General features: G+C 72.0%; 12 protein-coding genes. 8 read left to right on the forward strand and 4 right to left on the reverse strand.

What is annotated here, in order from left to right; all coding sequences use genetic code 11:
- Positions 1 to 8: 8 nt before the first annotated feature.
- Positions 9 to 707 carry a trypsin-like serine protease gene (locus AB0M83_RS26310; RefSeq protein WP_364521035.1) on the reverse strand — a complete coding sequence of 233 codons (699 nt, stop codon included), beginning with the start codon at positions 705 to 707 and terminating at the stop codon, positions 9 to 11.
- 178 nt (positions 708 to 885) lie between these two features.
- Here AB0M83_RS26310 and AB0M83_RS26315 point away from each other — a divergent pair, with 178 nt between their 5' ends.
- Positions 886 to 1,377 (forward strand): hypothetical protein, encoded by a 492-nt coding sequence (locus AB0M83_RS26315; RefSeq protein WP_364521036.1) that lies wholly within the window; start codon positions 886 to 888, stop codon positions 1,375 to 1,377.
- Here AB0M83_RS26315 and eccCa read toward each other — a convergent pair whose 3' ends face one another.
- Positions 1,378 to 5,307 carry a type VII secretion protein EccCa gene (gene eccCa, locus AB0M83_RS26320; RefSeq protein ID WP_364521037.1) on the reverse strand — a complete coding sequence of 1,310 codons (3,930 nt, stop codon included), beginning with the start codon at positions 5,305 to 5,307 and terminating at the stop codon, positions 1,378 to 1,380.
- A 143-nt stretch (positions 5,308 to 5,450) separates the two neighbouring features.
- On the opposite strand from eccCa, the gene AB0M83_RS26325 reads away from it, so the two are divergent.
- Genes AB0M83_RS26325 through eccD form a run of 6 tightly spaced genes read left to right on the forward strand, consistent with a single transcriptional unit; the run spans position 5,451 to position 10,848 of the window.
- Complete coding sequence (locus AB0M83_RS26325) at positions 5,451 to 6,224, forward strand: WXG100 family type VII secretion target (protein WP_364521038.1); 774 nt, start codon at positions 5,451 to 5,453, stop codon at positions 6,222 to 6,224.
- 37 nt (positions 6,225 to 6,261) lie between these two features.
- Positions 6,262 to 7,326 (forward strand): hypothetical protein, encoded by a 1,065-nt coding sequence (locus tag AB0M83_RS26330; RefSeq protein ID WP_364521039.1) that lies wholly within the window; start codon positions 6,262 to 6,264, stop codon positions 7,324 to 7,326.
- 3 nt (positions 7,327 to 7,329) lie between these two features.
- Positions 7,330 to 8,691, forward strand: coding sequence for a WXG100 family type VII secretion target (locus AB0M83_RS26335; RefSeq protein WP_364521040.1), 1,362 nt, complete (start codon positions 7,330 to 7,332; stop codon positions 8,689 to 8,691).
- Entirely contained in the window at positions 8,691 to 9,161 is a 471-nt protein-coding gene (locus AB0M83_RS26340; RefSeq protein ID WP_364521041.1) for a hypothetical protein, read from the forward strand. The genes AB0M83_RS26335 and AB0M83_RS26340 overlap by 1 nt, the downstream gene beginning before the upstream one ends.
- Complete coding sequence (locus tag AB0M83_RS26345; RefSeq protein ID WP_257924777.1) at positions 9,158 to 9,478, forward strand: YbaB/EbfC family nucleoid-associated protein; 321 nt, start codon at positions 9,158 to 9,160, stop codon at positions 9,476 to 9,478. The genes AB0M83_RS26340 and AB0M83_RS26345 overlap by 4 nt, the downstream gene beginning before the upstream one ends.
- A complete protein-coding gene (eccD, locus tag AB0M83_RS26350; protein WP_364521042.1) occupies positions 9,478 to 10,848 on the forward strand; it encodes a type VII secretion integral membrane protein EccD in 1,371 nt (456 codons plus the stop codon). The genes AB0M83_RS26345 and eccD overlap by 1 nt, the downstream gene beginning before the upstream one ends.
- Positions 10,849 to 10,861: 13 nt before the next feature.
- Here the strand turns inward: eccD and AB0M83_RS26355 are convergent, their stop codons facing one another.
- Both AB0M83_RS26355 and AB0M83_RS26360 read right to left on the reverse strand, forming a co-directional pair.
- Positions 10,862 to 11,581 (reverse strand): hypothetical protein, encoded by a 720-nt coding sequence (locus AB0M83_RS26355; protein ID WP_364521043.1) that lies wholly within the window; start codon positions 11,579 to 11,581, stop codon positions 10,862 to 10,864.
- Positions 11,582 to 11,691: 110 nt separating this feature from the next.
- Positions 11,692 to 12,738 (reverse strand): type VII secretion protein EccE, encoded by a 1,047-nt coding sequence (locus tag AB0M83_RS26360; RefSeq protein ID WP_364521044.1) that lies wholly within the window; start codon positions 12,736 to 12,738, stop codon positions 11,692 to 11,694.
- Positions 12,739 to 12,880: 142 nt separating this feature from the next.
- Between AB0M83_RS26360 and eccB the strand changes: the two genes are divergently transcribed.
- Entirely contained in the window at positions 12,881 to 14,302 is a 1,422-nt protein-coding gene (gene eccB / locus AB0M83_RS26365) for a type VII secretion protein EccB (protein ID WP_364521045.1), read from the forward strand.
- The last annotated feature ends 5 nt before the right edge of the window (positions 14,303 to 14,307 follow it).

Below are 14,307 nucleotides of genomic sequence, written 5' to 3' on the forward strand. Positions count from 1 at the left end.
CGGTCGCCTCAGACGCCGGCGGTCTGCTGGATCCAGGCGCGGCTCGACGCGACGCTCGCGTAGTTCTGCGTGCCCTGCGGGTTCGAACCGGAGTTGCTCCCCGTGGAGCACACCCCGACCTGGACGCCGTTGGAGAGCTGCGGCCCGCCCGAATCGCCGTGCCACGCCGCGCCGTTGACCCCCACGCTGGCGATCGCCCGGCCGCCGAACGCGTCCGTGCTGGTGCCGGTGACGCGGACGTTGGCGGTCTTGAGGGTGCTCGACGGCGGGCTGGTGCCCTGCGTGCGGCCCCAGCCGTAGATCTGGTTGGTCGACCCGGTCGGCGGGTTCCCGGTACCGAGCTTCATGTACGTCGTGTTCACCGCCGTCGTCAGGTGCAGCAGCGCGATGTCGCCGTTGGGCGAGGCCTTCTGCTGGTCGACGGTGGCGTTCGTGCCCTGCTGGAGCGTCACGTTGCCGACCTTGACGTGCATGCCGGGCGAGTTCAGGCAGTGCTGCGCGGTGAGCACCCACTGCGGGGCGATGATCGTCCCCGAGCACTCGAACCCGCCGTAGGTGGTGACGTTGTTCCAGTAGATCTGGGCGCCCCACGGCGCGGAGGAGACGGTGCTCCCGCCGATGATGTCCTGCTGGGCGTCCGCAACCCCCGCTGAGACCAGGCTCAGCGCCGCGGCGGCCGCTCCGACCGCGGCCACAGCCCTCGACATTCGCATGAAAATGCCCTTCGGCCAGGTGATCCGGATGATCAGTCCCGAACGGGATGACTCGCCCAACGTAAGTTGCGTGGGAGGTTTTTCGGAACCTACCGAAGTCGGTAACTTGCCGACGGTGACTGGTGTCCCCGCCCGTGCGCGCGGCTAATAGAGTTCCGCGCGAGGGGGACACATGACTGCGCCGGAACACGATCCCGAGCTTTTCGACGAGCTGATGCGCGAAGAACGCCGCCGCGCCCGGCCAACGGCCGGGCGCCGCTTGGCGGCGGGGCTCGTCGCCTTGGCCGTGCTCATACTGGTCGGCGTGCTCGTCCACCGGGCTACCACCAAGACGGCGGAGCAGCTGCCCGAGGGCACGGCGCACGGCCTCGACGTCACCGCGGGTCAGTGCTTCTGGTCCCCTACGGGCACGGGCGAGGTCGACGTGCTGCTGCGGTCCTGCGCCGACCCGCACACCGCGGAGGCGTTCGCCGTGCTGTCGCTCACCGAGGAGTCCGGCGTCGACCAGCCCTACCAGCGGACGCTGGACCGCTGCACCGCCGCCGCCCACCCGATCCCGGGTGCGCGCGTCCAGGTCATGACGCCGAACAGCGGGACCGGCGGCAAGCAGCGGGCGGTCTGCTACTACCGCTTCGCCACCGAAATGACCGCGCCCGCAAGGTGATCAGCTCTCCGCCGGCTTGGTCCACGCCACCTGGACCAACCCCGTCCCGTGCCTGCGCGAGACCAGCGTTCCCCGGCCCGGCGGCTGCGGGGACGGCTTGACGTCCGCCAGCAGCGCGCCTTCGTCCTTCGTGCCCGACATGATCAGACCCGGCGAGCCCAGCTCGCGCAGCCGCTGCAGCACCGGCTCGAACAACGCCCGCCCCGCGCCGCCGGATCCCCGCACGATGATCACGTGCAAGCCGATGTCCCGGGCCTGCGGCAAGAACTCCAGCAGCGGCTGCAACGGGTTCCGCCCGACCGTTGCCACCAGCTCGTAGTCGTCCACCAGCACGAACAGCTCCGGGCCGCGCCACCACGAGCGGTTGCGCAGCTGCTCCGGGGTCACCGACGGGCCCGGCAGCCGGTTGCGCATCGCCGTCGCGCACTCGGTGATCAGCTCCGTCAGCTTGCCCTCCGCGCCCGCGTACCCCAGCAGGTGCGGCTCGGACACCGCGCCGAGCAGGCCGCGGCGGTAGTCCGCGACGATGATCGCCGCCTCGTCCGGCGTGTACGCCGACGTGATGCCCTGGGCCAAAGCACGCAGCAGCGAAGACTTGCCCGACTCGACGTCGCCGAAGGCCACGAAGTGCGGGTCCGCCGCGAAGTCCAGGTACACCGGCCGCAACGTCGACTCCGCGATGCCCAGCGTGACCTGCTTGCCGGGAGCCGCGGGCAACCCGTCCAGGGGCACCTCGGGCGGCAGCAGCCGGACCTGCGGCGCGCGCGGTCCCTTCCAGGCCTCCGAAATCCGGCGCACGAGGTCGACGCCGCCCGCGCCGACCGTCTCCGGGCGCTGGTCGCCGTCGATGCGGGGAAGCGCCGCGAGGAAGTGCAGCTTCTCCGCCGTGATGCCGCGCCCCGGCCGGTCGGCGGGGACGTTCACCGCGACCTTGCGGTCGATCGAAGAGTCCATCGGGTCGCCCAGGCGCAGCTCGAAGCGCGTGCCGATCGCGTCGCGCAGCTGGGCGCGGACGCCGATCCACTGGTTGAGCGAGACGATCACGTGGATGCCGAACCCGAGCCCGCGCGCGGCCAGCCCGGTGATCTGCTCCTCCAGCTGCTCGTACTCCTGCCGGATCGTGGTCCAGTTGTCCACGAACAGGAACACGTCGCCGAATTCGCGCCCGTCGGTGCTCTCGGTGAACTCCGCGCGGCGCTGGCGGAACGTCGTGATCGACTCGATCCCGTTGGCGGAGAAGAACTCCTCGCGCTGTTCGAGCAGCGTCGTCAGCTCCGCGACGACCCGGCGGCAGCGTTGCGCGTCGCGGCGGGTGGCGTAGCCGGACGTGTGCGGCAGCCCGGCGATCGGGGCCAGCGCGCCCCCGCCCATGTCGAGCACGAACAGCTGCACCTCGGCCGGGGTGTGCGTCAGCGCGAGCATGCCCGCGATGTCCTTCATCAGCGTCGACTTGCCGCTCTGCGGGGCGCCGACGATCAGCGCGTGCCCGCCCGCGCCGGAGAAGTCGGCCCACAGCATGTCGCGACGCTGTTCGAACGGCTTGTCCACCAGCGCCACCGGGATGGTCAGCTTGCCGTTGCCGCCCCAGCCGAGCGGGCACAGGCCGCGCGCGGCGTCCTCGCCCAGCGGCGGCAGCAGCTGCTCCAGCGTCGGCGGCTCGTTCAGCGGCGGCAGCCAGATCTGGTGCGCGGCCGGCCCGCGGCCCTCCAGGCGCGAGAGCATCGCGTGGATGATCGTCTCGCCGGTGCCGTCCGGCGCGGCCGGGGCTTCCGAGATCTCGGTCGTCACCGGAATCTCGACCGGGGCCAGGGAAAACGGCAGGACGCCGAGCTCCTGCCCGTCCTCGCGCACCACCGTGCTGCGCGGCGGCAGCTCCCCGGAGACGTAGGCGGCCTTGAGCCGGATCAGCGTTTCGGTGTCGGACTTCAGGTACGCCGACCCCGGCACCGGCGGCAGGTGGTAGGCGTCGGCGACCCCGAGCACGGTCCGGCTTTCCGACGCCGAGAACGTCCGCAGGCCGATCCGGTACGACAGGTGCGAGTCGAGCCCGCGCAGCCGGCCTTCCTCGAGCCGCTGCGAGGCCAGCAGCAGGTGGATGCCCAGCGAGCGCCCGAGCCGGCCGATCGCGACGAACAGGTCGATGAACTCCGGCCGCGCGGACAGCAGCTCGCTGAACTCGTCGATGATCACCAGCAGCGACGGCAACGGGTCGAGCGCGACGCCGTCCGCACGCGCCTTCTCGTAGTCGCGCACCGACGCGTAGTTCCCGGCCGCGTGCAGCAGTTCCTGGCGCCGCAGCAGCTCGCCGTTGAGCGCGTCGGCCATGCGGTCGACCAGCGCGAGGTCGTCGGAGAGGTTCGTGATGACGGCGCAGGTGTGCGGCAGACCGGTCATCCCGGCGAAGGTCGCGCCGCCCTTGAAGTCGATCAGCGCGAGGTTCAGCGTCTCCGACGAGTGCATCACCGCCAGCGCCGTCACCAGCGTCCGCAGCAGCTCGCTCTTGCCGGACCCGGTCGCGCCGATGACCAGGCCGTGCGGGCCCATCCCGCCCTCGGCCGACTCCTTGAGGTCCAGCTCGACCGGCCGGCCCTCCGGGTTGACGCCCAGCGGGATCCGCAGCCGGTCGCGCGCCGCGCGCGGCGCCCACGTCACGGTGGTGTCGGTGTCGCGGGGGTCGCCGATGCCGAGCAGGCCGGCCAGGCCGAACGTCGACGACATCGGCTTGTCGCCGACGACGGCGGCCGGGGTGTGCAACGGCGTCAGCATGCGGGCCAGCGCCTCCGCGGCGCCGCGGTCCAGGATGTCCGGGCGGCCGAGGAACCCGAGCCGCTGCTCGGTGGCGTCGCCGACGACCATGCCCAGCGAGTCGGGCGTGGTGTGCAGGCTCAGCAGCCGCTCGGTCGAGTACGTCCGCGGGTGTTCCTGCCCGATTTCGATCACGGTGACGCCGAGCCGGCCGTCTTCGCCGATCAGCCGGGGCTCGCCGTGGGCGTTGCCGCCGTCGACGAGGACCACCAGGTGCGGCAGGTCGAGCTCGGCCGCCGCGCGCCGGCTGAACGCCGGGCGTTCGCCGAGGTCCGCGCCGAGCAGCTCGGCCAGGCCGGCCGCCGAGTCGGCGGCCAGGCGCCGGGAGCCGACGGCGTCGGTCGCGCCGGCCGCGGTCGCGTGCGGCAGCCACTTCGCCCATTCCCAGTCGTGCTGCCGGTCCGGCGGCACGCACAGCGCGACCCGCAGGTCCGCCGGGGAGTGGAAGGTGACGAGCTGGCACAGCAGCGACCGCACCAGGCCGAGCACGTCCGGGCGCCGCCCGGCCACGGTGACCGCGGCGAACGACCGCAGCGACAACGCCACCGGCAGGCCGTCGACCGTCGAGTAGGTGCGGATGAAGTACTTGAGGCTGGTGGAGGACACCGGGTCCAGGTCCTCCAGGGGCACGGTCTGCGGCGCCTTCAGCGGCGTCGCCAGCCGCTGCGGCCCGGTGCCCGCGCGCACCTGCGCGAACTGGCCGTCGGTGCGCCGCCGGTCCCACAGCTTCCCGGTCTCGACGTAGGCCCAGAGGTCGGCGGGGTCGGGCTGGACGGCGATCATCGCGGCGCGCTGGCCGTCGGCGATGTCCCGGACCTGGGCGCGCAGGCCGGAGAGGTAGCGCTGGTAATCACGGCGCTCGTCGTTGATCTGCGCCTTCTTCGCCATGCCCCCGCGACCCAGGGACATCACGACCATGCCGCCCATGGCGCAGATGAAGAGCGCACCGAAGATGTAGGTCATCACGCCGCCGTCGCGTCCGATGTAGACGAACGACATCGCGCCCATGCCGAGCATCATCGGCAGGAACATCATCAGCTGCACCATCCCGCCGGACGAGCTCTTCGGGAGCATCGGCGGCGACTGCAGCACGATCTCGGTCGGGCGCTCGGGCGAGAGGCTCATGTAGTAAGGCTCCAGCAGATCGGGGTGGCTCTCACCGGTATTTTGGCCACTTGCCGACACGGCGCGGTGGGTACTTTTGCCGTCCGCCCGCTTCCGGGGCCGAACTTACGCTCTGCCGAGCAGCCACCCGCGGAAGGAGAGCCATGGCCGGCGAGTACCGGGCTGAGCCCGAGGCGATGCGCTCGTCCGTCGGCAACGTCGGAGGAATCATCGCCCACGGCATCAACGCCGTGGCCGACCTCGAGCGGCTCGTCGTGCAGCCGATGTCGTTCGCGGGCTTCGGCAGCGCGGTCGCTGCCGCGAACGCCGCCCTGCACTCCAGCCAGGTCACCGCCGTCCGCACGCTCCTGCAGCTGCTGCAGCAGGTCAACGGGCTGGTCAAGGCCAGTGCCGACGCCTACCAGGCGGCGGACCGGGCCGCGGCCGCCGGCTACGGCGGCGGGCACGACGGGTCCACCGCGCCCACGTCGTCCATCTGGGGGAGCTCGCACGCCTCGGAGCTCGCCACCCTGGCGATCAACGACAGCGCGGGCGCCCACGGCGAGCCGTCGTCGGTCGGGAACGTGCTGCGCTACCTGGGGGACGCGCGGCTCGGCCGGCTCGGGGAGCACCCGATCACGGACACGCGCTTCCACGGCGTCGCCGACTTCAACGACTGGCTGGCCGGCGACGCCGACAACCAGGCGCGCATCGGGCTCATCGAGGTCTACGCGGGCACCGCGCGCACCTTCTCCGACGTGCCCGGCGGCGTGCACAGCGGGGACGTCGTGGTCGTCGAGCCGCTGCTGTTCTCCGACCGCCAGCCGGTCATCGGCGTCGCCGGCGACGGCGGCCGCCTCTACAACCACGGGCTCCTCGACGCCCGCATCGGCGGTCTGGCGAAGGTCAGCGTCTACCGGCCCGCCTCCGTCGTCTGATCGTCCTGTCTGGCACTACAGAACCTTGTGAGGTCCGATGCTGACTTTCCCGAACTCCAGCGCGATGGACGCGACCTCGTCCTCGGGCGGGCCGATCACCATCCTGCCGCAGATCGTCACCGGCCAGCCCGAGCAGATCGCGCAGCACGTGGCCGACCTGATCAAGAAGGCCGAGCAGTTCCTGAGCATGTACACCGAGCTCAGCAAGGCCGCCGACCAGCTCGGCAAGATCTGGTCGGGCGCGGCGAGCGAGTCGGCGCTGAAGAAGATCGGCGACTCCCTCAAGCAGCTCGAGACGATCATCGACGTCGTGCAGAAGGGCGCTCAGCTGCTCGGCGTGTCCGGCACGCTGATCAAGACGGCGCAGCAGGCCTACCGCTCGGTGGTGGCCGCGGTGAACCCGACGGTCGCCTCGCTGATGTCGAACCCGTGGACCTACGGCGCGGCGGTCGCTTTGTCGACCGCGACGAGCGCGTCGCTGCGGGCGTTCATCACCTCGATCGGCGCGCTGCTGAAGGCGCTCGGCGCGGGTGACCTCGCCCAGCAGGTCACCCAGCTCGCGCAGGTGATCGGCGCGATCGAGAAGCTCTTCCACCACGACTCCGGCAGCTCGGGCGCGACGACGCCGTCGATCGGGACCACCCCGGTGACGGCGCCCCAGGCCCCGCCGCCGGTGGCAAGCCCGGCCGGGCAGCAGGCGGTGGCGGGCGGGAGCGGCGGGGGGATCCCGCAGCAGCCTTCGTTCACCGACTACACCCCGCCCGCGCTCGCCACCGGCGGCGGTTCCAGTGCCACCGGCGGGGTCCCGGTGACCGGCAACGGCACGCCGCTGAACCCGTCGAACAGCTGGATCGCCGTGGACCCGGCGCAGCACGGCGCCACCGTGCCGACGCAGCCGGCCCCGGTCGCCCAGCCCGCCCCGGTCGCCGGCGGTTCAGGTGCGACCGGCGGCGCGAACGAGGTCACCATCCACACCGACCTCACCACGGGTGAGTCCACTGTGGAGGCTCCGGGCGGCCGGGACTTCGACCTCGACATCGACCTGGACTTCGACGGCAAGCACTTCAGCCAGCACGTCGGTTACGACGCGGCGGGGAACTAGCCGATGTGGGGCTCGGGGGTCGTCGACGCGTCGGGGGTGGTCAGCTCCGTGCTGTCCGGCTACCGGCAGGTTCTGGTCGAGTGTCAGAGACGGGTCACCGGTGACCCCGGTGCGCTCAGCGCCGCGTCGCAGCGCGTCGCCACCCAGGCCTCGACGGTCTCGGGCAAGGCCCGCGAAATCGACGAGTCCGCGAAGACCCTGCACGCGGACTGGGACGGCGACGCCTACACGGCGTTCGCGACCGCCGCCGGGAAACTGGGCGAGGAGCTGACGGACGCCGCCACGAAGCTCGACGACCAGGCGAAGCGGCTCTCGACGGCCGCTCAGCTCGTGCAGTCGGCGAAGGCCGCGGTCGACTCGGTGCTCGCGCAGTTCGACCAGTACGCCCAGCAGCTGACCGCGCAGGCGCGCGCGGTGAACTCCGGCTCGGTCGGCGCGTTCATCCAGGCCGCCCGGCAGCTCGGCGAACAGAGCGTCCAGGCCGCCCGCCAAGTCGTCGACGAGTTCTCCGAAGCGCTCGCCGAGCTGTTCCCGCCCGCCGGCACCCAGCGGCTGGAACACAAGCTGGGCAAGAAGACCGCCGGCCCGCTGGGTTGGCTCAACGGCAGCCCGCTCGACGGGCGCAAGCGGCCGCGGGACGCGCCGTCGTGGTTCAAGAACTCGGGCTGGAAGAAGCTCACCTGGGACGGCCTGGAGGGCACCCGCGCGCCGAAGAAGGCGGACACGCCGTTCGGGCAGCCGAAGCCCGAGGGGCTCAAGGACAAGCTCGGCAACAACACCGAGATCACCTACTACAAGTTCAAGCACGAGCAGGACGGGCTGACCCCGGAGTACGACGGGAAGATCACGTCGAAGGGCTGGGACGTCGGCGCGTCCGGGCACACCGAGCTGGCCGCGGTGAAGGAAGAGCTCGAAACCAAGGGTCACTGGGGCGTCGCCGACGCGCACGCCAAGGGCACGGTGTTCGCCGGCGGCGAGGCGAGCGCGTCCGGCACGATCGGCGCGCACGGCGTGGGCGCGCACGCGAACGTCTTCGCCGGCGGCAAGATCGAGGGCGAGGTCGCCGCGGACGTCGCCGGCATCGGTGTCGGCGCGAACGGCACGCTGCAGTACGGCATCGGCGCGCAGCTCGACGCCCAGGCCGTCTACGACGCCGGGCACCTCAAGGTCAACTTCAAGGCGGGCGCCGCGCTCGGCCTCGGCGCCGGGGTCGGCGCGAAGATCGACATCGACCTGCCGAAGCTCGGCCACACCATCACCGAGTACGGCGGCGCGGCCGCGGACTACGTCGGGACCGCGGCGCACGATGCCGCGGATGCCGTCGGATCCGCTTGGGACGACGCCGTTTCCTATGTGGGGCTGTGATGACCCTTCCCCTGGACTTCGTCATCCCGGACGGCTGGACGGCCGTCGACCCGGGTGACTCGGGCGCGGTGTTCGTCGCCGTGCACGACGCTTCGCCGGGCGAGTTCGTCCCGAACATCACGGTCAGCGTCCAGCAGCGGCCGGACGAAGCGTCGATCGACGCCATCGCCACCGAAGCCGTCGAACGCCTTTCGCTGACGCTGGCCGGGCTCGAAGTGCTGAGCCGCCGCGACGTCGGCGCCCCGGCCGCGCCCGGCGTCATGCAGCTGCTGCGCCTGCGCACCGGCGAAGGCGAAGAGCTGATCCAGACCCAGGTGCACCTGACGGTTCCCGGCGCGGTGCCGGCGGACCGGCTGGTGCTCGAGCTCGCCTGCACGGCCGCGCCCGCGACCGCGCGGCGGCTTTCACCCGGTTTCCAGCGGTTCGTGGGCAGTGTCCGCGTCCGCCAGCACGAAGGGATGCAACAGTGACCGATCCGTACGCGGTGCCGGACATGGACGAACTGCTCGCGCAGGTGCGCAAGCAGACCGAAGAGGTCCAGCGGATCCAGCGCACGGTCGAGGCGATGGAGGTCAAGGCGCACTCGCGGCAGAACGAGGTCACCGTCACCCTCCGCGGCGACGGGCGCTTCACCTCGATCGACATCGACCCCCGCGCGATCCGCGAGTACGACGCCCGCAACCTCTCGGAGATCGTCCTCGAGGCGGTGAACGCGGGGCTCTCGAAGCTCGCCGAGGCGTCGAACGCCAAGTTCGCCCCGGTCATCGCGGCCGCCAAGAACGTCTGATGACGGCTTCATTGACCGGGACGACGCGCCGGGTCACGGTGGTCACGCCGCGGGCCCGCGTCGACGTCGCCCTGCCGCAGCAGTCGACGTTCGCCGAGCTGGTGCCGCAGCTCGTGCGGCTGGCCGGAGCGTCCGGGCAGGCGTCGGCCGAGCATCCGGGCTGGGTGCTCTCCCGGCTCGGCGGCGCGCCCCTGGCCTTGGGCCTGAGCGTGGCGGCCGCCCAGATCCGGGACGGCGAAGTGCTCCACCTGACCCCGCGGGAACGCCCGCGGGGTCCGTTGCTGTTCGACGACGTCGTCGATTCGATCGCCAGCGTCGCCGATTCCTCCGGTGGGTGGGGGCCGTCGGTCGCGCGGCGGTCCGGGCTGGTGGCCGCGGTGGTGCTGCTGCTGGCCGGCGGGCTGTTGGTGCAGGCGGCGGCGTCCGGCAGTGTTTTGGCGCCGATCGGGACCGGGCTGCTGGCCCTGGTGCTGCTCCTGGGCGGCGGTGCGCTGAGCCGCGCGTACGGCGACGCCGAGGCCGGCGCGGCCGGAGCGGCGGCGGGTGTCGGCGTCGCGCTGCTGGCCGGGATGTCCATCCTGGCGCCGCACCCGCTGTTCTCGCTGTCGGCGGGACCGCTGGCGGCGGGACTGGCCGCGGTGACGGTGTACGGCGTGCTGGCGGCGGTCTCGGTGGCCGACCGCCTGCCGTGGTTCGTGGCGATCACGAGCGCGGCGGGCTTCGGCGCGGTGACGACGGGCGTGGTGCTGCTGGCCGGTGTCTCTTCCCTGTCGGCGGCGTCGGTGGTGGCGGTGTTGTGCACGGCGCTGGCGGCGGTGGCCCCGATGCTGTCGCTGCGCCTGGCCCGGCTGCCGCTGCCCCGGGTACCGGACGACATGGAGGCGTTCCGCGCGGACGAGCAGCCGTCGCTGGGCACGGAGATGATCGGCCGGACGTCCCGGGCGCAGGCCGTGCTGACCGGGTTGCTGGTGGGCCTGGGCTTGGTGGTGCTGGCCGCTTCGGTCGTGCTTTCCACGGGTGGGCCTTGGGAAGCGGGCCTGGCGGGACTGCTCGGTGTGGCGTGGATCCTGCGATCCCGGTCGTACGCGGGCCGCGTCCAGCGCCTGGTCCTGATCGGCTTCGGCGTGCTTTCCCTGGTGTGCGCCGGGGTGTGGCTGGTGGCGTCGGGCAACCGGACGGTGGTGTTCGCGGCGGGCTGCGCGGTCGTGTTGGCGGCGGTGGTGTGCCTGGTGTACGCGACGCGGGTCGCGCGCGGGCTGCGTTCGCCTTACTGGTCGAGGCTTTTGGACGTCTCGGAGTTCCTGGTGCTGCTTTCGCTGGTGCCTTTCGTCGGCATGATCGCGGGGGTGTACGAAGCCGTCCGCGGCTGAGGGCCGGTCAGGTTCAGAAACGTGGCAGGCGGCGCCTGAGCCATACGGCTACGAGCTGGTCCGTGGGAAGGATGTCGGCTTCGCCGAGAGGACGATCGTCGCCGTGCCGGACGCGCCGATCGCGGTCGGCGACTTGCACGACTTTTCCGGTGCGCAGGTTGACGAGCTGCCAACTCGTTCCGTAGGTGTACGGCTCGACGAAGGGCGAGATCGCGCGATAGACGAAGTCCAGGAATTCCTGCACCGTGGTCGTGTCGTCGACGAGCAGTTCCGCCACCTCGTCGGTGCCCTGGACGATTTCGTCGATCTTGACGTGGATGACGTTGTTCCGGATCGCGTTGGTGATGCTGTCGATGATCTCTTCTTGGGCGGGTTTGTCCGCACCCAATTTCGTGAGTTCGCTTTCGAGCGACTCCGAAGTCGATCGGATGATCGATTCGGCCGTCTTGATTTCCGATCGCGCGCGTCTGGTCAGCGCCGTGGTGAACTCCGCCACTGTCGTCTCGGGCCCGTAGTCACCAGGCGCATACAGGACTTCGGGCTTGCACCAAAGCAAAATGAAGAACCCGATCGCGGTCACGAGCGGGAATCCGGTGGCGAACACGGCGAGCAGACCTTGGATCCAGCCCGACGCCTTGAGCAGGACGACGGTGACGATCGTCTCGGAGAGACCGAGGAACAACGAAATCACCCAGAGCGGGCTTCGAACACCGGGGCCGCTTTGTCTTGCCATTTCGACCTCGATTCGCCGGCTCCGGGACCCACATCGAGGTCGTCGTCCCCCGGCAGGTTGTTACAGCTCGCCGGACAGGCCCCGCGCCCAGCGAAGCCATTCACGGGCTTTCAGCTGTCCAAGGCGAGCGGGAGGGTCTGCCGGACCGCGGCACCGTGCCGCCCGTGCAGCGGAACTGCCCCACCCGGCGCCGGCACCGGCGCACCCGGCCGGCCTCCCACCCGCACCGTCACTTCGGCCTTCTCCCGCCCACCCGCGGTCCGCGTCAGCGTGTACGACGTCGCCGTGAAAGCCGCTCCCGGCACCGCGAAATCCACCGTCCGGGCCGACCGCGGGCGGAAGCACATCTGGGCCGCGTCGCCCCACGTCCACGACTTCCAGCGGTCCGGCGGGGTGGACGCGGGCCCCTGGACGCCCAACGCGACCCGAAGCTCCTTCGCCAGCTCACCAGCTTCCAGCACCGTGCTCTGGTACCCGGCTTCGGCCAGCGCGCCCATCAGGCTCAGCGCCGCCGACGCCGTGCTCCGCAACGCTCCGAGGTCGCCGCCGCCCCGGGCCAGTGCCGCGATCGGCGCGAGGTCCGGCCGGTAGCGGACCGCCAGCCAGCGGACCCGCAGCACCTGGTCGCCTCGGGGGATCGCCCACGTCAGCAGCTGCGCCGACGCGAGGGGGACGTCGGTCCGCCGGTAGGCCGAGCGCAACGCCTCCACCAGCGGTCCCGGGGCCGACGGACCCTGCGTCAGCCGCACCAGCGCGCTCCACCCGCCGTCGACCTCGGCGACGCCGAAGCGGTTGCCCGCGCGGTCGACGTGCTGGCGCACCTTCACCGTCCCGGCCACGCTCAGCAGCGGGTCGGGGCTGTCGCGGCGCGTGTCGTGCCGCCGCAGCCGGAACGCCGTCCAGGTCAGGGCCCAGCCCGCCAGGTGCCGCCCGGCGAAGCGCACGGACGTCAGCAGCACCACGAGCCCGGCCGCCACGCTGACCCCGATCCGCACCGGCTGCGAGACGGTGTCGACCATCCACGCGAGCAGGACGGCGATCCCCGCCACTTCCCACAGCGCGGCCTGCAGCGGCCGGATCGGCAGCAGCCAGGGCAGCGGCGTGGACGCGGGCCGCGGCGGTGCCGGGCGCACGGCGCCGGCGGTATCGACGGACACGGGCTCCCCTTTCCCCGGGTCTGCGACGCTACTGCTTACCCGGATAGCGCGTGGGCGTAAAAATTACCCTCGCCGCCCCCGCGGGCGCGCCCCTAGCATCGGGCACTCGGGAGGAAGACGCACACAGCCGGGGGCACAGCGCGTGTGGACGCAGCGGGACCAGATCCAGGCGTACCAGTTCCTCCGCCGCAGGCTCGTTTCCGCCCTCGTCGCGGCCGACGCCAACCACCCCGTCTCGCCCAGCCGCCGGCTCGTGCTCGGCACCGTGCTGGGACTCGTGGCGGCGCTGCTCGTCACCGCCGTCTTCGGGATCATCGGCCTGCTCAGCCCGTCCGGCGGTAAGGACTGGCTGGCCGGCGGCAAGGTGATCGTCGAGGAGGGCACCGGCGCCCGGTTCGTGCTCGGTGCCGACGGCGTCCTGCACCCGGTCCTCAACTACGCCTCCGCGCGGCTGCTGGCCGGCGGCGCCGGCGACGCGACCGTGTCCGTCTCCTCGGAAAACCTCGGCAAGGCCGGCCGCGGCACCCCGATCGGCATCCCGGGCGCGCCCGACTCGGTGCCCGCCGCCGGCGCGCTCGTCACGACGCCGTGGACGACCTGCAGCCGCACGACGCAGGACGCGCCCGCGTCGGCCGAGCCGCGCACCGCCGTCCTGCTCGCCGCGCCCGCGTCCGGCGTCGAGCTGCCGCGCGACCAGGGCGTGATCGTGCGGCTGCCCGGGGGCGACCGGTTCCTGCTCACCGGCGGCCGCCGCTACAAGCTCTCCGACGAGGCCGCGACCGCGCTGCAGTTCGACAGCTACCCGACGATCGCGGTGTCCGCGCGGTGGATCGACACCGTCCCGGCCGGGCGGGACCTGACCGCGCTGCCGGTCGACGGCGCCGGTGACCGCGGCCCCACGGTGGGCGGCCGCGACACCCGGGTCGGCGAGGTCCTCGCCGTCGTGGACGCGATGGCCGCGCCCGGCTCCGCGACGTCGTACTACCTCGTGCGCCGGGACGGCCTCGAGCCGGTCGGGCAGACCGAGGCGAGCCTCCTGGTCACCACCGAGGCCAACGCCGCCGCGTACGAGGGGACGCCGAAGCCGGTTGACGTCCGCGCGGCCGACGTCGCCGCCGCGCCGAAGGTCGCCGCGCCCCGCGCCGGCGGTGCCGACCCCGCGGCGTTCCCCGACCGCATCCCGGGCAAGGCGCCGATCACCGGCAACTCGGTCGTGTTGTGCATCCAGGGCAGCCGGTTGCTCGTTTCGGCCGAATTTCCGCTTTCCCCTGGCGCCAAAGCAATCCAGGTCACCACGAGAACCGAAGCACGGGTGGCGGACGAGGTGTGGGTACCTCCGTCGGGGGGAGCCGTCGTCGTCGAATCCGGCTCGGCCACCACGTACCTGGTGACCGATACGGGCCGGAAGTACCCGGTGGTGAACGCGCAGGCATTGGCCTCGCTCGGCTACGGAAGCGTGGCGAAATCACCGGTCACAGGTAGTTTGCTGGCATTGGTGCCGATGGGCCCCGCGCTGGACCCGGCCACGGCCGGACGGCCGGCCCCGTCGGGTGGAACGGGGTGAAAGTC

It is taken from the genome of Amycolatopsis sp. NPDC051106 (assembly GCF_040682775.1).
In the GTDB taxonomy this organism is placed as follows: domain Bacteria; phylum Actinomycetota; class Actinomycetes; order Mycobacteriales; family Pseudonocardiaceae; genus Amycolatopsis.